16 protein-coding genes are annotated in these 21,333 nt (G+C 45.1%); 7 read left to right on the forward strand and 9 right to left on the reverse strand.

Features of this window, described 5'->3' with window-relative positions; all coding sequences use genetic code 11:
* Positions 1 to 371: 371 nt before the first annotated feature.
* The 4 genes from GO493_RS20305 to GO493_RS20320 form a co-directional block, all read right to left on the reverse strand.
* Positions 372 to 2,999, reverse strand: a complete 2,628-nt coding sequence (locus tag GO493_RS20305; protein ID WP_232538905.1) for a glycoside hydrolase family 2 protein — start codon at positions 2,997 to 2,999, stop codon at positions 372 to 374.
* A 415-nt stretch (positions 3,000 to 3,414) separates the two neighbouring features.
* Positions 3,415 to 3,822, reverse strand: a complete 408-nt coding sequence (locus tag GO493_RS20310; RefSeq protein WP_157308065.1) for a hypothetical protein — start codon at positions 3,820 to 3,822, stop codon at positions 3,415 to 3,417.
* A 91-nt stretch (positions 3,823 to 3,913) separates the two neighbouring features.
* On the reverse strand, positions 3,914 to 5,365 hold the full coding sequence (locus GO493_RS20315; protein ID WP_157308066.1) for a HEAT repeat domain-containing protein: 1,452 nt from the start codon (positions 5,363 to 5,365) through the stop codon (positions 3,914 to 3,916).
* Between the two features lie 23 nt (positions 5,366 to 5,388).
* Positions 5,389 to 6,657: a Gfo/Idh/MocA family oxidoreductase gene (locus tag GO493_RS20320; RefSeq protein ID WP_157308067.1), complete on the reverse strand. Its 1,269-nt coding sequence runs from the start codon at positions 6,655 to 6,657 to the stop codon at positions 5,389 to 5,391.
* A 151-nt stretch (positions 6,658 to 6,808) separates the two neighbouring features.
* Between GO493_RS20320 and GO493_RS20325 the strand changes: the two genes are divergently transcribed.
* The 3 genes from GO493_RS20325 (at position 6,809) to GO493_RS20335 (ending at position 9,822) form a co-directional block, all read left to right on the forward strand.
* Positions 6,809 to 7,783 carry a helix-turn-helix transcriptional regulator gene (locus GO493_RS20325; RefSeq protein ID WP_157308068.1) on the forward strand — a complete coding sequence of 325 codons (975 nt, stop codon included), beginning with the start codon at positions 6,809 to 6,811 and terminating at the stop codon, positions 7,781 to 7,783.
* Between the two features lie 336 nt (positions 7,784 to 8,119).
* The gene (locus tag GO493_RS20330) at positions 8,120 to 8,659 is read left to right on the forward strand and encodes a sigma-70 family RNA polymerase sigma factor (protein WP_157308069.1); all 540 of its coding nucleotides are present in this window, start codon (positions 8,120 to 8,122) and stop codon (positions 8,657 to 8,659) included.
* Positions 8,660 to 8,694: 35 nt separating this feature from the next.
* Positions 8,695 to 9,822, forward strand: a complete 1,128-nt coding sequence (locus GO493_RS20335; protein WP_157308070.1) for a FecR family protein — start codon at positions 8,695 to 8,697, stop codon at positions 9,820 to 9,822.
* 128 nt (positions 9,823 to 9,950) lie between these two features.
* Here GO493_RS20335 and GO493_RS20340 read toward each other — a convergent pair whose 3' ends face one another.
* The 5 genes from GO493_RS20340 to GO493_RS20360 form a co-directional block, all read right to left on the reverse strand.
* Positions 9,951 to 10,160, reverse strand: a complete 210-nt coding sequence (locus GO493_RS20340) for a hypothetical protein (protein WP_157308071.1) — start codon at positions 10,158 to 10,160, stop codon at positions 9,951 to 9,953.
* Positions 10,161 to 10,220: 60 nt separating this feature from the next.
* Positions 10,221 to 11,306 (reverse strand): sensor histidine kinase, encoded by a 1,086-nt coding sequence (locus GO493_RS20345; protein WP_157308072.1) that lies wholly within the window; start codon positions 11,304 to 11,306, stop codon positions 10,221 to 10,223.
* A 204-nt stretch (positions 11,307 to 11,510) separates the two neighbouring features.
* Entirely contained in the window at positions 11,511 to 12,074 is a 564-nt protein-coding gene (locus GO493_RS20350; protein ID WP_157308073.1) for a chemotaxis protein CheB, read from the reverse strand.
* 16 nt (positions 12,075 to 12,090) lie between these two features.
* Complete coding sequence (locus GO493_RS20355) at positions 12,091 to 12,912, reverse strand: CheR family methyltransferase (RefSeq protein WP_157308074.1); 822 nt, start codon at positions 12,910 to 12,912, stop codon at positions 12,091 to 12,093.
* Between the two features lie 15 nt (positions 12,913 to 12,927).
* Positions 12,928 to 16,338 carry a response regulator gene (locus GO493_RS20360; protein WP_157308075.1) on the reverse strand — a complete coding sequence of 1,137 codons (3,411 nt, stop codon included), beginning with the start codon at positions 16,336 to 16,338 and terminating at the stop codon, positions 12,928 to 12,930.
* 450 nt (positions 16,339 to 16,788) lie between these two features.
* On the opposite strand from GO493_RS20360, the gene GO493_RS20365 reads away from it, so the two are divergent.
* The 4 genes from GO493_RS20365 to GO493_RS20380 are packed head-to-tail and all read left to right on the forward strand — an operon-like array spanning position 16,789 to position 21,331.
* A complete protein-coding gene (locus GO493_RS20365; RefSeq protein WP_157308076.1) occupies positions 16,789 to 17,172 on the forward strand; it encodes a response regulator in 384 nt (127 codons plus the stop codon).
* Between the two features lie 46 nt (positions 17,173 to 17,218).
* Positions 17,219 to 18,346: a HEAT repeat domain-containing protein gene (locus tag GO493_RS20370; protein WP_157308077.1), complete on the forward strand. Its 1,128-nt coding sequence runs from the start codon at positions 17,219 to 17,221 to the stop codon at positions 18,344 to 18,346.
* A gap of 7 nt (positions 18,347 to 18,353) precedes the next feature.
* Positions 18,354 to 19,808 (forward strand): glycosyltransferase family 2 protein, encoded by a 1,455-nt coding sequence (locus GO493_RS20375; RefSeq protein WP_157308078.1) that lies wholly within the window; start codon positions 18,354 to 18,356, stop codon positions 19,806 to 19,808.
* Between the two features lie 26 nt (positions 19,809 to 19,834).
* Positions 19,835 to 21,331, forward strand: coding sequence for a glycosyltransferase family 2 protein (locus tag GO493_RS20380; protein WP_317165448.1), 1,497 nt, complete (start codon positions 19,835 to 19,837; stop codon positions 21,329 to 21,331).
* The last annotated feature ends 2 nt before the right edge of the window (positions 21,332 to 21,333 follow it).

A 21,333-nucleotide genomic window follows, 5' to 3' on the forward strand; every position in this document is an offset into this window, starting at 1 on the left:
CTTCCGGAAATAGTATCCCTTCTACCGAAAAATTTTTAATCTCTGACAAAAGCGACGATCCAAATCCTGGCATAATAGTTGAAATAGTGTAATTTCGAGTAATAAATATAGTAAAATCTTTATTTATTATTATTTTTTTATATTAATAATGCAATAATACCATATCGTAAAACCATCTAGAAAAACCAGATAACACCTATCATTAACAAGTATTTATGAGCTAAAAAAGGCGCTCAAACATTTTTCACTTTTAGTGAAGAAATACTGCTTTTTTTTGTCCCGAAGGGGACGAAAAACGGGTTTTTCATGCCTGGAAACAAGAAGGGCTGATCCCGAAAGATCAGCCCTGAGGTTTTAAAAAATGATCCGGATCATCGGATATTGATAGTTTGTTCCGGCACGTTCCATCCGTAAACTGTTACTTCTGCATTGCCATTTCTTTTAACAGCGGCTCCGCTGATAGTTACGATCTTCTCTTCACCGGGCAATACTGATACATAGTTATCATTATAGAATACGGGGAGGATGCGTTTTTTAGTTTTTGTATCTACCAGGGATACGCGGTTGAAGAAAGCCACAGGACCATTGGCCGGGTTGGAGATCTTCACGCTAATATTTTCGTCATCAATCTTTTGTGCAGTGATCTGTACTTTGGCAGCCTTCATTTTCTGTAAACCGGAGTAGTTTCCTTTTGCATCGGGGAACCAGTACAGGTTATCATCTATCACTTTCCTGTCCTTATCTCTCAGCCGGACGGAGAGGAACACGCCTTCGCTGCTACCCAGCTTGTCCAGTGCAGATTTCACTGAAAGATATTTCTGGGAAGTTTTAGGGCTTATTTCGGTAAATACCTGTGTGATGAGGGTATCTTCTCCCTTCATATTATAGACCTTCAGTTCAAGCATTATGTCTGTATAGTAGCGGAATGTATTGTTGACTGTGAGGATGGTGCCATCTATAGGGTTACACATGGCATGCAGTGGAGCGCTACCGTTATGTAAACCATAGAGACAGGCGTTGGGATCGAGGTAGTAGTCGTACATCTGTCCGCGGAGAGCCGTCCACGGGTTCTGTGTTTTCCATATGATCACACCCGTATACCAGTCCCACATATGTGAGCTGAAGCCTTCCATGAGTGCGCGGTACTGATCATAATTCACTAACTGGGCTTTATTGGCAAAGTCTTTTACATTTTCAGGTTTGCCGTAGGGGTCCAGGTGATCAAAATAAGGGATGTATTTATGATAGTCCCATACGGAGTCTACACCACCGGGTGCATTTACGGGTGCTTTCATGTTAGCTGCCGGGATAAACCGTTCCAGGGACTCGTAATCTCCTACTCCCACGGAACCTACTTCAGAGTTGAAGGGGAAGGTCCTTTCATTCCAGAACACTGACATGGGCTGGATGTTATAAGGGCCGTCTCCGTTGCCTCCGAGGAAGTTGTAGGACATGCTGTCTGTATTGGAATAATGGAAGAAGAAACGGGTATTATCCAGTTGTGGCAGTATGGAATCTTTGATGGCGGAGAGGATATCTGCCGGAGGGGTGATCTCATTACCGCCGCACCAGAAAGCGAGTGAGGCGTAGTTGCGCAGCATTTTTACCTGGTCGGCCACGGAAGTGATGAACAGGTTATGATCATCAGGATAATTGCGGCGTGTCCACTGGTCTTCTTTTTTCATGGGGTCTACCCATCTGCCGTTACAATCGCCTGACATCCAGAAGTCCTGGAATACCAGCAGGCCGTACCGGTCACATGCCTCATAGAACTCGGGGCGTTCTGTCAGGCTTCCACCCCAGATACGAATGAGGTTCAGGTTCATATCTCTGTGGAAGCGGATCTCTGCATCGTAGCGTTCATCGCTGAAGCGGAACATGGCATCTGAGGTGATCCAGTTACCTCCTTTGATGAAGATCTTCTGTCCGTTCACGGCTACTTCCCGGCTCCTGGTGTGAGCATTCCAGTAGGTCTGTATTTCCCTGATACCTACGCTGATATCTTCTGTATCGTCTGTTTTGCTGTTATTTACAAATTCCAGCTGGGAGGTATAGAGGTGCTGTTCACCATAGCCGCTGGGCCACCATAATTCCGGATTCTTTACTTCCAGGTCAGGCAGGGCTACGGTAGCGGTGGAATGAGGGGCCAGGGTGACTTTTGCGGTAACAGTGTTTCCGGCCAGCTTATAGCGTATTGTACCTGCAATGGTTTTTGCTGTGGCGTTTTCCAGCTCAGTGGATACCTGAACTGTAGCGGGTGATTGTTGTCCTTCCGGCAATCTTACGCCAGGTACTTTAGTGATGATGTGTGGATTTTTGATACGTACTGCACCGGTTTTTTCGATGGTCACTTTATCCCATATACCGGTGTTCCGGTCTCTCATAGGCTGGATCCAGTCCCAGCCGGCGGTGTACTGCGGCCCGACGTTCTTTGCGATGGTACCGTCGCCACCCTGGCCACCGTTAGGATTGCCAACAATGGCGGGAGGATATACCACTACTGCCAGGCGGTTATGACCATCTTTAGCCAGCCACTGTGTTATATTATACGAGTGGCGGAGATAAGTGCCGAAATGAGTGGAAGGATTGAGGCGGTGGCCATTCAGGTAAATGTCACAACCGTCGTTCACACCTCTGAAATGCAGCCATACCTGGCCATCGGCAGCGGGTTGCTGTTCTGTAAAATCCTTTACAAACCAGTAGGTATAGTGGTCCCGTCCTGTAAAATAAATATCAGGTATGCGTTGATTGTTCATTCCATAGAAGGGATCCGGCACCAGTTTATTATTCAGTAAGGTTGTGAGCACTGTGCCCGGTACAGTGGCCGGCAGCCAGTCTTTCAGCCCGTACGACGGGCTGGAGAGAGTTTCACCTTTTACAGTGACCTTGCCTATGTTATTACATTGCCAGCCGCTGTTCAATTCATACTGGCTTTGCGCAGCCAATGGTAAAAAAGGTAATAATAAGAGACCTGTTGCATTCAATAATTTCCGAACCATATTTATTTGCATGATGTTTAAAGGCAGTGTATTGCCATGTTCACTGATCAAAGCAAAAATATACGTTGGAAGCTCAAAATCAAAATGCCAGCGGGCGAATAATGGATGGGCGGTAGTACAGAAAGCGAAATATCAATAACGCACCATCATTTGTGAATTACCTATCAGGAGATGCTATAGCCAACTGATATTAAAAAAACTGCTGGTATAAGAATAAACCAGCAACCGTTTAAACCTACAACTGTTAGAGCTGCCGTTCAGGCAGCACAATTATTTATATCGCAAATGTACAGAAGTAAGCTATATGGCGGAGGGTAGTTTCCCGTTGTAAAGTGGTTACCATCATATTACCATAAAGAAAAGGAGAGAAACATCATGTGCTTCTCTCCTTTCTTATAATGTTATTCTGTGTTATTTAAACCGGTTCTGATTCTACAAGTACCACTTTCACATAAATGGTACCTCCGGGAGGAGATGCCAGCTGGGTGCCGTTAACGTCCTGTGCTTCCAGGTAGATCTTTCCTACAGTATAAGTGTAAAGAAAACTAATCCCATGTAATACATCGGGAATCGCCTCCCAGGTTTGACCATCATCGGAGATATAGACAAGGACACCGTTGGTCTGGTTTACTTGATCAGTAAGCTCAGGTACCGGTAATTCTGCATAGTGGGACAATCTATTGTCATCCTTAACCCATGCACCTGATTGTACGGTAAAATTGATAGTACGGTTAGGCACGATTTCCTGTGTGATCTCTTCTTTCTTACAGCTGGTAAAAAATACACCAAGCAATAGCAGTGGCAGGAATAAGAGTGATTTCATAAAGAGCTTTTGATAATGAGAGAATATAGATAGTTTAACTGTTGTTAAATATTTCTTATAAATACAAATAGGATGCCAACACAACAGCAGATCATTCTGAGCTGATGTTCAGCGCCTTCAGGGTTGCGGTGGCCGCCTGCACTACCGCAGGATCGGTGCTTTTCAGCAAGAACCTTATCTGTGGGGCACGATCAGCCGCCATCTTCTTTTCAAGAAGATGCAGTAAAAGGATCTGTGCAAACGGAGGCTGTTGTAACATTGCTGTTGCTATACGGTCAGACATGTCCCTTCCTTTGAAATATTGTATGGTTTCCGCTATAGCTTTCATTTCTGTTGTATCTGCAGTCTTCATCATGATCATCAGGTCAGGCATCAGGTCTCCGCTTTCGAGATGGGCGGCTGCATGGATTGCAGACAATCTTACGTTTTGCTCTTCGTTCTTCAGCGCTTCCCTGAGCAATGGAATAACGGTACGCTGTCTGCTGTTACCCATCATGGTGATAATTTCTGCTTTTACCGTTCCCTTTGCCATGCGGGCTTTGGCAATCCATTGATCAGTATTTGCGGCATTCATGATCCTGCCCGCCATTTCCAGTACAGCAGCGCGATAAACAGTATTCTTATCATCTGCTTCCATCATGAGCAGAGGTGAAGCATCTGCGCCTTTTACGTCAGCAATCACTTTGAGTGCGGCTATGCGTACATGTACAAGGTCATCTGTACGGCATCGCTGCAGCAACTTATTAGCTGCAGTAATAGCCGGAGCTACAGGCCAGTTATCAGCCAGTCTCCTTATATATAAAAGATAAGCGCCTGTTGCACCTGTAGCTTCATAATGATATCCTGCTTTCTCTGCAGCAGCGGCCAGCAGCGGCTCGCTTTCCGCGTTCCCTATTTCTGCCAGCGCATAATATGCGGCTCTCTTTACACGGGTATCTGCTGATGAGGTACGTAATGTAACAGCATCCAGGGCGCTGAGATAACGTGTTCTGCCCAATGCAGTTATCAGGCTGATCTCACTTTTACTATTTGCTTTATCTAACGCTTTCAGTAAGGCAACTATTGCATCTGGGGTATTGATCTGTGCCAGTGCAGCTGTAGCGGCCTCTCCCAGCTGCTGTGCCGGCAGGTATGCTTTCAGTAGCGGTACTGCGCTGTTGTCTGCAAAGCGTTGCAGCTGGTTTATTACGAATAATTTGTCATCTGCACGTGGCAACTGTTTTAAAGCGGCACAGTATGCTTTTATGGCTTTGCTTCTCTCTGTTTCTTTTCCGGCAGTGGTTACATAAGCTGCATAACCTGACAGTGCGTATTGAAGCCGTACTCTACTATTGCCCTGGTATGTGGCCAGCAGCATAGCCATAGAGGTGATGCCCTGCTGTCCCAGCTTTGTTATTTGCTGCATACAGGAATCCAGCTGTGGCTGATCTTTTGCCGGCATTTTCCCTATTATGCGGGCAATGGCGGCAGCGGGCAGCTGCCGGTGTTGCGCGGCAACGGTCAGTGAGAGAAATATCAGCAGAATGGATACAGTTCTTTTCATCAGTAGCTAATATGGTTATGCGTCTACTTCCAGGAGTTCCGTGTGGGCGGATCTATTAACCTGTTGGCGCCATCATCGTAAAGGAAGAGTTGTTTTTCCGGATCAAATTCCAGTGAGCGTCCTACCTGCAGAGCGATCTTCGCCATATTTACCAGTGTGCAGGAACGGTGGCCGTTCTCTTCATTCAGGGCAAACTTTTTCCGTTGCAGCACAGCTTCTGTAAAGTTTGTTACCTGGGGTTGCGGTTCCGGGTAAGTGGCCAGGACCTTTTCGAGATCGGGGATATCAGAACGGAAGCCGGGATATAGTTTGCCTGCTGGTCCTTCTATGAAAGCGGCTTTTTGATCTTTCCCTTCTCCGTCGAGAATGATGCGGCAACCATCTTTATAGGTATAGGTGATCCTTTTCCAGGCGCCTACGGCATCCGGATGTTGCAGGGGAGCGTCGATCTCCACAGATACGGGGCTGGTATTATCTTTTCCAAGCAGGTATTGCACGGGGTCGAGATAATGTTGTCCCATATCTCCTAATCCGCCGCCATCATAATCCCAGTAGCCTCTGAAGGTCTGGTGTACGCGATGGGGGTTGTAGGGTTTGCAGGGAGCGGGCCCCAGCCAGCGGTCGTAGTTCAGTTCTGCCGGTACGGGAACAGCGGGGAGATTGGTTTTGCCGATCCAGTTGAACTTCCAGTCAAAGCCGGTTTGCGGTCCGAGGGTAACGGTCAGCGGCCATCCAAGCAATCCACTGTTAACCAGCTTCTTAATGGGTTTTACGGGAGTGTTCAGTCCGTAGAAATTGTCTTCAAACCGGAACCAGGTATTGAGGCGGAATATACGTCCGTATTGCTGTACGGCTTCCATGACCCTTTTACCTTCTCCGATGGTGCGTGTCATTGGTTTTTCGCACCAGATATCTTTTCCTGCCCTGGCTGCTTCTTCGGCCATAATGCCGTGCCAGTGGGGAGGGGTTGCTATATGTACGATGTCTACTTCCGGTAGCTGAATGAGCTCCCGGTAATCGTCAAAGGTTTTCACATCATTGCCCAGCATCTGTTTTGCTTCCTGCAGGTGGCGGCTGTCTACATCACAGATAGCTACTACACGGGTGCCGGCATAGGGGAAATGTTGTTTTCCCATGCTGCCTGTTCCTATCACGCCTTTTGTGAGCTGATCGCTTGGCGCCAGGTATCCTCTGCCAAGTACATGGCGGGGGATGATGGTGAAGGCTGCGGCGGCACCCAGGCTGTTCCTGAGAAAGGTCCTCCTGGAATGGGTCTTTTTCTGCTCCGTCATATGGAGCCCAATATATGAAAAGTATTTTGCAAGTATAAATGATATACAGGAGTGGTGTGGTTAAAAGGATCAAACTAAAACAAAATGACCTATATTCGCTCTCCTACTGATCCAAAAAAGCCATTATGCTCTGCGCATTAAAATATAACCCATGCCATCGCTGATAGATATTCTTCTTCCTGAAAAGGTGAGGATCTCGCAGATGATACCTCATCAGTTTCAACAATATGTGTATCCTTTTTCCAAACCCATTTTCAAATCTACTTCATCTTTTACCCGGCTGGAACAGATCATTACTATTCACGGATGCAGGATCATGAATGTTGTGAATATTGTAAATGAGGAAACGATCATGCGCAGCCGCCGCAAAAATGATTCGCTGACGTTGCATATAATGCTGCGGGGTAACATTACCTGGTTTGCACCTTTCAAGGGAAAGGTGCCTTTGCTGCCGGGGGAATATAACCTATTGAGGATGAATACTGGTCCGCATGATCTTTTACTGCAACCTGGTGTTAATGAATTTATCCAGTTAGATATTTCTCCTTCTCTTTTGCAGGACCTGTTACCAGCATCGCCATTAGTGCAATGTATGCTGGCAAAGAACATCTCCTGTCAGAGCCCGGTGCCTGCACGTCCTATAGAACAGAAATTTCATACGCTCATTCATGATATCAGGCATACACATGTGACGGACGGTATAGAACAGCTAAGGCTATATGCACAGATCACGGAGCTGATTACTGCTGCTGTTGACAATTTGCAGCAATCGCTTGAAATGAGCAAAGCAGATTATTCCGGTTGCCAGATGGTTGATGTTATTAAAGAGTATATAAGCAGGAACCTGCATAAACCGCTTACTATTCCGCATCTGGCTGCATTATATTTTATCAGTGAGTCAAAGCTGAAGCAGTTGTTCAGGAAGCATGAGGACATGCCTGTACGAAAGTACCTTCAGGAGCAACGCATGCAGAAGGCGTTACAGCTTTTGCTGAATACGGATCAGAAGATAAATATCATTGCGGCGGAAGTGGGTTATACCAATGTGTCCAGTTTTATCAGGGAGTTTAAAAAACATTATGCCTGTTCACCTAACCAGGCGCGGATAGGGAATAGTAATATCTGAATGATCCTGTATCTGATAAAAAACTCTTTTCCCGGGATGAACTTAAAACCAGCTGGTTTGTTTTTAACGTATATATACTCAGTGCAGTGCGCTTACCTGCTTCCAGGCAGTTACAGACCCCGGCGCTGTTCAAACAATTATCAGACAAACACTTATAGTACTATTGCATTGTTTCTTTGTTAGAATTCCTTCATCATTTACAAATCATTAACATGTGTGTCCTGAGTTAATTCCGGTATAACATATACGTCTTTAGTAATTTCGCCCCGCTTTTTTAATTTAATACAGGAAGACATAACAGGGGGATTTGCATAACATTCGTAAATCTGACAGAGCATGAGTCATGCCGATACTAACGGCCCTCAGATGAGGGACGGTCACCTAACATACGAGCAGGTATTTGAACAATATGCCAAGGCTTTGTGGGCAGAGGCTTACAGGTTAGTGCTGGATTCGCAGGAGGCTAAAGACATTGTACAGGAGCTGATCATTGAGATATGGGAAAAGCGGTCACTCGCCAATGTACAAACGAGTATAAGGTCCTACCTGTTCCAATCTTTACGTTACAAGTGTTACCGGTTTATCAGGTTAAAGGATAATGAGATGCAGAAGAAGGCGGACTGGTTACTTTTCCAGGACAGCAATACAAAAGGGGAAACCCGTCTTGAGAAAGAAGAGCTGAAGAGGTCTATCAATACTGCTATCAAGAGTTTGCCGGGGCAGGCGTCCAACATCTTTACCCAGGTATATATTGAGGGGAGAAAGCGTAAAGAGGTTGCTGAAGAACTGGGTATTTCCGTTAATACGGTCAACGTTCATATTTATACTGCCTGTAAAAAATTACAGCAACAATTAAAAAAAGTTCAGCAGGACTAAAGATTTGAAACAAATCCTGACACGAAGAATTGTACATGGATAATAATAACGGAATAGAGGACCTGTTGGTACTTAAGCTTGCCGGCGCTTTAAGCAAGGAGGAGGAGGAGCGGCTTGATCAGCTTATGGCCAACGATCCGAAAGTGAAAGCAGCATGGGAAGAGTTACTACAGTCAGGCATAGCGGAAGAACTTGACAACTTTAATACGTCTCATTTTATTGCGGGGGTAAAGAGGGAGATGGCCAGGCGGAAGCAACAAAGGGCGTTTCGCAGTATCAATATCATGCTTGTTGCCGCTACGGTGACCGGCTTGGGTTTATTCATTTACATGCTTAACAAACCTGCAAATACTCAAAAAGTACTCAGTGCCGGAAAAAATATTCCGGGTAAAGGTATTTACCTGCAGACGGCAGGCGGAGATATCGTCAATCTGTCTGAGAATGAACAGGGAAGAACGATCAGGGCGGGTCAGGCAGAGTTATATAATTACGGTGATACGCTGAAGTTCAGCGCACCTGCTTCAGAAACCGGTATTAACAGGCTGGTAGTGCCTGCAGGCGAGGATTACACGGTACAATTATCTGATGGAAGCACTGTTCATCTGAATGCTTCCAGTACATTGGAATTCCCTTTCAGTTTTTCAAATAATGAAAGAGATATTACTTTTGCAGGGGAAGCCTATTTGCGTGTTGCTACTGAGCCTAACCAGCCATTTATTGTCCATGTTCCTAACCAGGCCGATATACGGGTATTGGGGACCGAATTCAACATTAACAGTTACGATTCGGGAAAAGTAACTGTATCTTTGGTACAGGGAAGCATTAAACTGACGGCAGGAAAACAGGAAGCCATAGTTAAGCCGGGCTTCCAGGCAGCTTATACCATAGACAAGAGTATCAATACCTGTCCATTTGATAAAGATGATGTACTTTCATGGCTGGAAGGGAGATATGTATTCCATAATGTCCCGCTCCGTGAGATAACGCCTATATTAGAACGACTGTACGACGTCAGGATAGTTATTGATGATCCTGCGGTAGCAGAAAAACCATTTACGGGAGACATAATGAAAACCAATGGGCTCAGCTCCTTCCTGAAAAGGATCAAATTAACAGGTAATGCTGATAATTACACGAAAGATGATACTATACATATTAAGTAGTTCCTTCCGGCTATGACAGCTGGTGAGTGATACTATTACCTTCGTTTACGAACAATGCAAAATGAAATACCGGTGCTTTATTCCTACAGTGCCGGTTTTTTTTTGCCTTTATCCGCCTGTAAATATGATCAGTATGCCGGTGGTTTTTTCTTTCCGGGCCCTTTATTTTCTAATCGTTCGTCCAGCTGTTCATCACTCATATCCCTGTCTTCCTCTCTTGCCGGGGCTTCTGTTCCATCAAAGGCTCCGCCAGATCCGGTATGGGTTATCTTATCCTCGCTTCCGGTATCCTTTTGATTTTCATCATCCCTGTCTGAAAATGTAATATTTTGTGTCATACGCTCGGTTAATTGGCATACCGCCCACTTCTTTGAACGTTTAATTTATTACATTTTTTTTTATTTTCTCCATTGAAAATAGAAACAGCTGCCTTCGCCCTGTTTTGACTCTACCCATACCCTGCCACCCTGTGTTTCAACAAGTAATTTCAGGATGTTCAATCCAATGCCTGTTCCTCTGCCGTCTTCGCTATCTACTTTTTCAAATAATCTGAAGATGCGTTCATTGTCCTTTTCTTCTATACCGGGGCCGTTGTCTTTTACATAAAAATCGTAGAATTCAGCTCCGTGCCGGCAGCCTACAGTGATATGGCCTTCTTCTTTATCATTATACTTAATAGCATTACTCAGCAGGTTCTGAAATACCTGCTGTAGTTTCTGCCTGCTGGTATGCAGTCCGGGCATATTTTCCTCTACCCTGATCTTTATGTGCGCAGGGGGGAATAATAGCTGGATGAGCTGGGGTAACATCTCTCCTACTTCCACATATTCTTCCCTGTTATTGAACTGATGTTCCCTGCTGTAATCCAGTATGGCTGTGATCATGTCGGAAAGCTGACCGGTGGCATTAATGGCCATATCGGTATATTCTGCAAGGAACCGGGAGCTTAGCAGGTCTTCATCTTCTTTCATGAGCATCAGCAGGCCTGTGATGCCGGAAAGCGGTGATTTCAGGTCGTGTGCTACTACATGCATGAAGCGTTCCAGTTGTCCGTTGATCTGGTCTTTTTGTTTCAGCATTTGCCTCAGCTCATACTGATAATGATATAATTTCTCAAAGACATCTACTTTGGCCCTGGTTACATTAATATCCAGTGGTTTTGAGAGATAATCTACCGCTCCTTTTTCAAATCCTTTCAGTACGTGATATTCGTCTTTGTTGATAGCTGTTACGAAAATGATGGAGATATCCCTTGTTTTGGGATTGTTTTTCAGCAGGCGTGCTACCTCGAAGCCGTCCATGTCGGGCATTTGTACATCCAGCATGATCAGGCCTATATCTTCATTTTTCAATACCTGCTTCAGCGCGTCATTTCCTGATGTTGACTGGATAAAGATGCGGTTGTCTGTAAGCAGCATCTGCTCCAGTGACAAAAGGTTTTCCATTCTGTCATCTACCAGCAGGATTGTAAATTTCTTGTTCATTGTCTATCTTTTTCTGAGCGTCTGTCAGGTAATGTATCAGTTTGAATTTTTAATAGACTGCTCAAAGAATCGAGTCGCCTTCGGCGAATCGATTCTTTGAGGGGGACCTGCGGCCAGCTGTATATTTAAAATGATGCCAATTGAGTATATACCGGGTCATTTAACTACATCCGGCTAAACATTCAAGCTGATACACTACCATGATTATAATATTTCTCCCATTATATACCTTATCATATCAGCCACGGACAGGCATTTCACTCCTTTGCACATATCCAGGGCTGACCGGGGCATCACCTCAAAATCTGCCGTCTGCGGGTCCTGTACAATTCCCATACCTCCTGCTGCGACTATCTGGCATAAACCGGCGGCTCCATCTTTATTGGCGCCGCTCAGCAGTATTCCCAATGCCTTTTCTCCATATACATCAGCAATGCTGCTGAAGGTCATATCGATGGAGGGGCGGCTATAATTCACCAGCTCGGAATAGTCGAGCATGAATGTTCTTTCGGCTTCTACCAGCAGGTGATAATTCTGCGGAGCCAGGTAGATACAATGTTCCTTTACAGGTTCTTTATCTTCCGGCTCTGAGATCGTCCTTTTAGTCGACAACAGTCTGCTCATTTCACTACGCACATTCCTAAGCCTGTGCAATACTATTACTACCGGTGTGTTAATATGAGGGGGCAGGGCATCCAGAATCTTTGTGATCACAGCCAGGCTTCCTGCGGAGCCTCCAATGGTTATTACATCGTATCTGTCAGTCATAAACAGGTATTAAGCGTTATTCCTTTCTCCTGTATATTTTATGCTGCACATGTACTGTTTCAAACTGTTCATGTATATCTGCAAATTTCATGGTTTCTTTGATGCCCATGGCGAGGTAGCCCCGTGCGGCAAGGCTGTCATGGAACAGCTTCAACACACTGTTTTGCAGTGAACGGTTAAAATAGATCAGTACATTCCGGCAACATACCAGGTGAAATTCATTAAACACTTTATCTGTAACAAGGTTGTGCTGGAAGAAAGTAATATGTTTCCTCAGCTCTTTTTTGATCAGCACATTGTCATACCTGGCAACATAATAATTGGAAAAATCGTTCAATCCGCCTGACTGTATATAGTTCTGTGTATAATCCCTCATATTGTTCAGCGGTAAGATACCGGAGGATGCCTTTTCGAGGTTGACGGGGTTGAGATCTGTTGCATAGATCCTGCTCCTGTTCAACAGTCCTGCTTCCTCCAGCAGAATAGCCATGGAAAAGACCTCTTCTCCTGTAGAACAGCCTGCATGCCATATCTTGATGTTCGGATATGCGGCAAGTTTAGGCAGTACCTGTTCTCTCATTGTACGGTAGAAATGAGGGTCTCTGAACATCTCCGTGACATTTACCGTGATGTATTGCACCATCCGGTCAAAGCATTCCTCATCATTCACAAGACGGTGTTTGAGGTCAAATACCGTTGCCAGCCGCATATATGTCATAAAGCGGGATATGCGCCTCCTGATAGAGGCGTGGGCGTATCCTGTAAAATCATATCCGTACTGCAGTTTCAGTATATTGATAATGTCCAGGAAATCTGCGTTAGATATGTCTTGAATCATAATAAGCAGTAAGCATTATACCATCCATACACGCATGAGGGACAGCAGTTTGCTGCTGTCTACCGGTTTTGCAATATAATCTGAAGCGCCGGCGGCTATACATTTCTCACGATCGCCCGCCATAGCCTTTGCTGTCAATGCTATTACCGGCAGCTGTTTGAAGCGGCTGTTTGCGCGTATGTGTTTCATGGCTTCATAACCATCCATACCGGGCATCATGATATCCATCAGTACAAGGCGGATGTCTGTATGTTCTTCCAGTCTTCCCAGCGCTTCTTTTCCGTCGGCGGCGGTGATCACGTCTATGCCTTCTTCTCCCAGTACGGCGCTGAGGGAAAAGACATTACGCATATCATCGTCTGCCAGCAGGACTTTCTGTCCTTCCAGGCGGCTGCCTGTAACAACGGCTTTACCGGTATGCGGTGGTTTTTCTGTTTCTTTCAGTTTGTAGAGGAACAGCTCCAGTTCATCCATCAACCGGTCTGTAGAAAAAGTGGAATTACGTACAATAGCTGCTGCTTCTTTCTTCAGATGCAGTTCGTCTGCTTCTGATATATCATGATCAAGATATACGATGATGGGCAATTCTTTATTCCCTGACAGTTGCCTGAGACGGTGTAAATTGCCGATACCATTCTCGACATCTCTATTAACGTCCAATATGATGCCATCATAATTCTTTTCCTGTAATTGTACTGCTGCAGCATCTATATCAGGTACCGGATGGTACTGGGTCTGCATATGCCTTTCATCACTGAGTGATTGCAGGTAGGGATGTTGCAGTAATATTCCGTCGGATATTACCAGCACTTTTTTAAAGCGTGCCTGCAGCTGATCGCTGATGCTTGTAAATACGGACTCCAGGTCGGTCACCTGCAGGGGTTTCTGTGTATAGCCTTCTACTTTATCTCTTACCAGCACTGAGATCTCTCCGGCAGAGATAACGTGTACAAGTATGTGTTTCAGCTCTTCGTTACTTTTTAATATTTTAAGGATGTTGTTCCCGTCTATCAGCGGCAGGTTCATATCCAGCATAATGGCATCCGGCAGGTATTTGCGGGCAAAGAAAAGGCCATCGTTACCGTTCAGGGCAACAATGGTCTTATATCCTTTTTCCCGGGCAAAATCACGCAGGATGGAGGCAAAACCGGCATCGTCCTCAATAATGAGAATGAGACGGTCCTGTTTGCTGAGAGTTTCCCTGTCGTCTGCCACTATCTGTTCTGCTACGGGGAGCAGTTCAGGTACAGGAATGGTAGTAGTGATGTTATGTACCGGTTCTTCTATCACAGACGCCGGGGCGGATATAACAGGTGTGTCTGTTTTCAGTACTACAGTGAAAGTGCTGCCTATTCCTTCTTCACTTACCAGGCGGATCTCCCCTCCCAGTCTTTTTACCAGTTCGCGGCTGATGGAAAGTCCGAGGCCGGTGCCGCCGTATTTACGGCTGGTAGAGCCGTCTGCCTGGCGGAAGGCTTCGAAGATGAGCTGCTGTTTATCTGCCGGAATACCTGTACCTGTGTCAGACACGCTGATATGAAGACCATCCGGTTTTATATTCCAGTGCAGCTTTATGGTACCGTCACGTGGAGTGAATTTAAAAGCATTGGACAGCAGGTTTTTCAGTATCTGTTCCAGGCGTTGCCTGTCTGTATGTATCTTTTCCGGTACATTATTCTCTGTGCCGGCCACAAAGTGGATACCTTTTTCTTCGGCCACTACGTGAAACAGCTGTTGCAGATCGCTGATCATTGATCTGACAGCAACCTGTTCCATATGCATGTCTATCTTACCCGCTTCTATCTTGGAGAGGTCAAGTATATCGTTGATCAGCTGCAGCAGATCGGAGCCGGATCTGTGAATGGTAGCGGCATATTCTATCTGCTTTGGGGTAAGGTTATTGTTTTTGTTTTCCTGCAGGAGCCGTGCAAGTATGAGCACGCTGTTAAGCGGAGTGCGCAGCTCATGGGACATATTAGCAAGAAATTCGGATTTGTATTTGCTGCTCTGTTCCAGTTCTTCTGCTTTCAGGGAAAGTTCCCGGCGGGTTATTTCCAACGCTGTGTTCTGCGCGTTCATTTCGTCGTTGATCTGTCTCAGTTCTTCTTCCTGTACACGCAATTCTTCTTCAGAGGCCTGCAGTACTTCGGATTGCCTGGTCAGTTCGTCGTTAGACTGTCTCAGTTCTTCCTGTTGTGTTTCCAGGATTTCTTTCTGTTCCTGTACACGTTTCAGCAGTTCCATTACCCGGGCTCTTGCTGTAGCGGCGTTGAATGCAATAGCGATGGCATCTGCTGTTTTGTCAAGCAGTTCTTTCATCAGGGGTGGTACGTCACCGAACAGGACCAGTTCCAGCACTCCTGCCAATGTATTGTCATGCCGCAGGGGTACGAAAACAACAGATCCGGGTTTAACCTGTCCGCTACCGCTGGAGATCTGCCAGTAGTTTGCCGGCACCTGTTTTAAAACCGTTATTTCCTGTTGCTGAGCGGCATGCCCTATCAGGCCTTCCCCCAGTGCATACCGTTGTTTGCCGGCGTTGGGCACAGCTATTCCTGTAACAAAATATAATTCATTTTTCAGTTCATCATAACTGTAAAATGCGCCGGCGGGAATGTCAAGGCAGGATATGAACGCCAGCAGGGTCTGGCGGCTTAATGCAGCAAGATCGGTATCTGCCCGCAGGCTTTCATTGATCCTGGAAACACCTGTCAGTATGCGGTTCTTCTCTTCCTGTGCGGCCTGTAAACGGGTGACGTCAGCCAATCTTATACTTAGCTTCCCTTCTGCCTTCACCCTGCTTCTCAGTTCACGGAAAGATACTATCATCAGGGCAAGGGCTATTATCAGAATAAGGATATTATTCAATATGAGCATTGTTTCTGTATTCGTTACAGATTCTCCTGTTTTGGCCCTACGTTCTGCCAGCAGGTTATGCTCTGTTGTATTAAATTTCAGTATTCCTGCGTGGACGGTATCCAGCAGTCTTCTTTCTTCCTGTGCTATTTCAAGTGAATGGCTGAACACATAGTCCTGTTGATTTTGTGTGCTGATTGTTTCCCAGTAGCGGAGTACATCTATTATCCTGTTTTCTACCTGCAGCATTTGCTGGAATTGCTTTGGGTTATCTGCCACCAGTTTTTTGATATCTCCTATCAGTGGCATCACCCTGGGCTCTGTCTGGAAATAGAGTGCCAGCTGTTCTTCCCGGCGGGTAGCGCGGTAGGCTTTTTCAGCGGATTCCATCTGGTAGATGTAACGGTTCAGCATCTGGGCATTGGTGATGACCTGGTAGGAATGTGCTACCCATTGTGCTTCTGTATGCTGACGATTGAATGCGAAATAAGAACCGACCCCTCCTGCAATAATGAGGATTATTGCTAATGCGAACCCCAGGTAGAGGCGTAGTTTGATGGTTTTTCTCATAGATGAAACAGAATGGTGTGATCCGGTACGATGCAATACTGAACAAATATAGGGTTTAAAAGGGTGCGGAAAATTTCTTTGAGAGAGAGGATTTTGCGTGGTGTGCTGTTTAACGATCTAAAAGAGATGATCTGTTGCCCAGACATATATTTTTCACGTTAATATCACGGTTTTTAAATTGAACGATATTAACTTACACCCACGTTCGGGAGTGAATATAACGTAAACGAAACATTAATTGTTCAAAACAATTAGTAAACAATCCTAATGTGTTAAAAAATCTATTTTTTACAGCCAGGGGTAAATCCCTGGGATGAGAATTTCAGTATATATAGATGAACCATAGGACTATGAAGCATACACCAACTTCTACTGATATAACACTACCCCGGTGCGGCAATGTCACTATGATGAAGACACATATCATCCCACATTCAAAAACAGCCGACAATGAGCAATAAAATTCTATTAGTAGAAGATGACGAGATCATGCCAAAGATCATGGAACGCATTCTGCATAAGGAAGAGTACAAGATTGAACATGTAACAAACGGGAAAGAGGCATTCCAACGCCTGGAGGATACCGATTATGGTTATGATCTTGTAATCACTGATATTATGATGCCTTATGCTAATGGGTTTGAGATACTCAGTAAGATAAAAAACAGGAAGGATGGTAAACCTATTCCGGTTATCATTGTTTCTAATGCAGGGAACGAAGAGATGATCCTCGAAGGATTTAAGCTGGGTGCTGATGATTTTCTCAAGAAACCGGTTATTCCCGGGGAGTTACTGATACGTGTAAAAAGATTGCTTATGCAATACAGCAGGTAGTAAGCAATCAGACCCTTTTTGAACGATGCTCAATTGACCAGTCCTTATGGAATACAGCCTTTATGACTTCAGGGATGCTTCCCTGAACATTCAAATTGCTATAGTATTTATTGTTGTAGCTGTAACCTGCACTATCATTGCGTACCTGTCTATTTTAACCGGGAGGTATAAAGCATACAGGAGGGAAAAGAAACTGGCCCGTCTTCATCCTGTTATTGATGAACTGCTGATGGAACATATCCTGCTCAATGACGAGCTGACCAGCGATATACCTGCAGACCAGGTACAACTTCCTATAGAAGTATTTCAGCAACCTGTATTCGGAAAAAAGTGGGCGCGGCAGGCGTTGATAAACCGTTTGATACATTACCGCAATAATGTGAGGGGATCTATGGGAGAGCAGTTGCGTAACCTGTATATTCAGCTGGAACTGGACAAGGATTCTCTTAAAAAGATGAAATCCCGTAAATGGGACCTTAAAGTACAGGCCCTGGCAGAGCTTACCAGCATGAACATGTCTATTGCGGATGTGACCATTCTTCCGCTTACCAATAGCCGGAACCGTGAGTTGCGTGCGGCTGCACGTCATGCTTATATTAAACTGAGTAAGAATGAGCCCTTCAAATTCTTTGATGTGGTAACTGAGCCGTTGCTTATGTGGGACCAGGTTGAGTTATTCCGTATTATTTCCACTACTGAACATATTGCTATTCCTAATTTTGCGCAATGGATCACCTATTCTACCAATAAAAGCATTGTGTCTTTCTGCCTGAAACTGGTAGTGCATTACAACCAGATCAGTGCAGTACCTGCCGTTATAAAGCTACTTGATACCAAAGACCATTATCTCCGTGCAGACGCCATCAATTGCCTTGGTAAGATGAAGATAGAAGAGGTAGAGGAAAAGCTGATCCATATATTCAACAGCCAGCCACAGAATTGCCGTGTGGAAATACTGAAAGCGCTGGGCAGGATAAACAGTGGCAAATATGTTGATTTTCTGCGGCAGGAATTCCTGCATTCCACAGATTTTGAGATCCGTAAACATGCGGCCAAGTCCCTTATCAGGAATCAATGGGCTGCTAAAGGAATGATCGATGAGCTGATAGAAACAGCTACTGCAGAGAATAAGCTGATACTGAAACACAGCATGAACCCTTTAATAAAATTCTGATCGTGTAATGCTGAAAGTATGGGAAACTATAGGAAGATTTTATGAGAACGGTATTTTTATCTACGGTACAATACTGCTGACCTCCTACGCATTGCTGGCAATATGTTCTATTATTGCTGTGCGCAATTACGCGAAAAAAGATACTTTTCACCAGGAAAATATACTGCTCAGCTCCCCATTAGCACCTGGTATTACGGTACTGGCCCCTGCCTTCAATGAGGGGCTTACCATTATCTTCAACGTCCGGTCTTTGCTGACGCTGAACTATCCAAAATATGAGATCATCATTGTCAATGACGGCAGCACAGACAACAGTCTGGAGCAGATGATCAAGGAGTTTGAGTTAACGAAAGTAGACTTTGCATATAACATTAAGATCCGGACAAAGCCTGTCAGGAATATCTATAAATCCACCAACCCTGCTTATGCCAAACTGATGGTAATAGACAAGGTGAATGGTAAAAGTAAGGCGGATGCTGTGAATGCGGGCATCAATGCTGCTTCTTACAATTACTTCCTATGTACTGATGTGGATTGTATCCTTGATAAAAATACCCTGCTGGAGCTGATCAAGCCGGTGATGCAGGAGAGAAAGAAACGTGTGATAGCTACGGGGGCTACGCTGCGTATAGCCAACTCATGTGAGTTTGACCAGGGTGTAATGACCCGTATGCGCCCTCCTAAAGAACTTCTGCCCCGCTTCCAGGAGGTAGAATATATCCGTGCGTTCGTATTGGGCAAGATGGGATGGAGCCTGCTTAACTGTGTGCCCAACGTATCTGGCGGGCTGGGATTGTTTGACAAGGAAATAGCTATCCGCAGCGGCGGGTATGATCACAGTTCTTTTGGCGAGGATATGGAACTGATGACCCGTATGTGCCGTTATGCGTATGATAATAAAATTGATTATGCCATCAGGTATATACCTAAAACGCTCTGCTGGACGGAGGCACCTGTAACAGTAAGGATTTTCAACCGCCAGCGTACACGCTGGGCCAGGGGGCTTGCGCAGCTGATGTATGCGCACTTCAACATGTTCCTCAACCCGAGGTATGGCAGAATGGGCATGATCATCTTTCCTTATAATTTCTTTTTTGAGCTGCTGGCTCCTATCATAGAAATAACCGGTGTCATCTATTATATAATGATGTCTGTTTTTGGGCTGATCAACTGGCCTACAGCATTATTGCTGCTGCTGTTCGTATATACTTATTCGGTGATGATCACGACCATTGCTATCTTATGGGACCAGCTTACTTTCAGGTATTATAAAACATGGAGGGAGGTGGCTTATTTGTGTATGACGCCTTTCATGGAGTTTTTTCTTTATCATCCGATGATAGTGTTCTTTGCCCTGCGCGGATATTTCAATTTCCTGACAGGGAGAAAAAGCTCGTGGGGCAATATGCAACGGCGTGGTTTCCGGAGTGCGCAACCTGGTGCTACTGCAGCAGCCAAATAGTACAATAATATTTAAACGCGGATATAGTGGACTTGTTTAGAAATTTTTACGAAGGTTTCATTTTCGTGTATGGCTGTACAATGCTGTTCATGTACGCATTGCTGGCTGTATTGTCCCTCCGTGGCATTATAAAGTTCCAGCGTAAGAACAGTTATGTGGATTATAACAGGATGCTGCAATCACCTCTGGCACCAGGCATTTCTATCATTGCCCCGGCATACAATGAAGGAGTGACCATCATTTCCAATGTGAGATCGTTACTGACGCTGAACTACCCACGCTTTGAAGTGATCATTGTAAATGACGGAAGTACGGACGATACGCTGGCAAAACTTACCCGGGAATTCCAGCTGGTACAGGTGGAGTTTGCTTATAATGAAAGGATCAAATCACAACCGGTAAGGAGGGTATTCAAATCTACCAACACGGCTTATGACAAGCTGATGGTGATAGACAAGGTGAATGGCAAAAGTAAGGCAGATGCCTCGAATGCAGGGATCAATGCGGCTTCCTATCATTACTTCCTTTGTACGGACGTGGATTGTATTATAGAGAAAGATACACTTCTCCGTATGATCAAGCCTTTTATGGATGAGGAGCATAATAAGATAAAAGAGGTTGGCGATCCGTGCCCTGAGTGTGGTTATATACATGTAGTGGAAGACAGTGTGCGTGTAATTGCTACAGGGGCTACGCTGCGTATTGCCAATTCGTGCGAGATCGATGAGGGCGTGATCACCCGTGTGAGACCTCCTGAGAAGTGGCTGCCACGTTTCCAGGAAATGGAATACCTGCGTGCCTATGTATTGGGTAAGATGGGATGGAGTGTGATCAATTGTGTACCAAATGTATCAGGCGGGCTTGGTTTATTTGACAAGGAAATAGCTATTAAGGCGGGAGGATATGACAGTAAATCTTTTGCGGAAGACATGGATATTGTAACGCGTATGTGTACTTATATGATAGATAACAAGCTGAAGTATGCTATCCGTTACATTCCTACCACCCAGTGCTGGACGGAAGGGCCTCCTACCATGAAAGTGTTCAGTCGCCAGCGTACGCGCTGGGGGCGGGGCCTTGCGGAGATCATCACTATTCACAGGAAAGTGATCTTTAATCCGCGGTACCGGCAGCTGGGCATGGTGGTATTACCTTATAATCTGTTCTTTGAGTTTCTGGCGCCTATTATAGAATTTACGGGTATCATCTACTATATCTACCAGATAGTTACCGGGAATATTAACTGGCATAATGCTATCATACTGCTGATCTTTGTATACGTCTATTCTGTGATGATCACTACCCTGGCTATTCTTTGGGACCAGAAAACATATCATTATTATAAAACCTGGAGGGAAGTAGTGGGGCTTGCTTTAATGGCTTTTCTCGAACCTTTCGTATATCATCCGTTGATCGTGTTCTTTGCCCTGAGAGGTTATTTCAACTTCATGACCGGCAAAAAGCACACCTGGGGGAATATGCAAAGACAGGGCTTTGGCCGGAAGAAACCTGCAAACACTTAACT

Origin of the sequence: Chitinophaga tropicalis (assembly GCF_009758205.1) — a bacterium.
GTDB classification, from domain to species: domain Bacteria; phylum Bacteroidota; class Bacteroidia; order Chitinophagales; family Chitinophagaceae; genus Chitinophaga; species Chitinophaga tropicalis.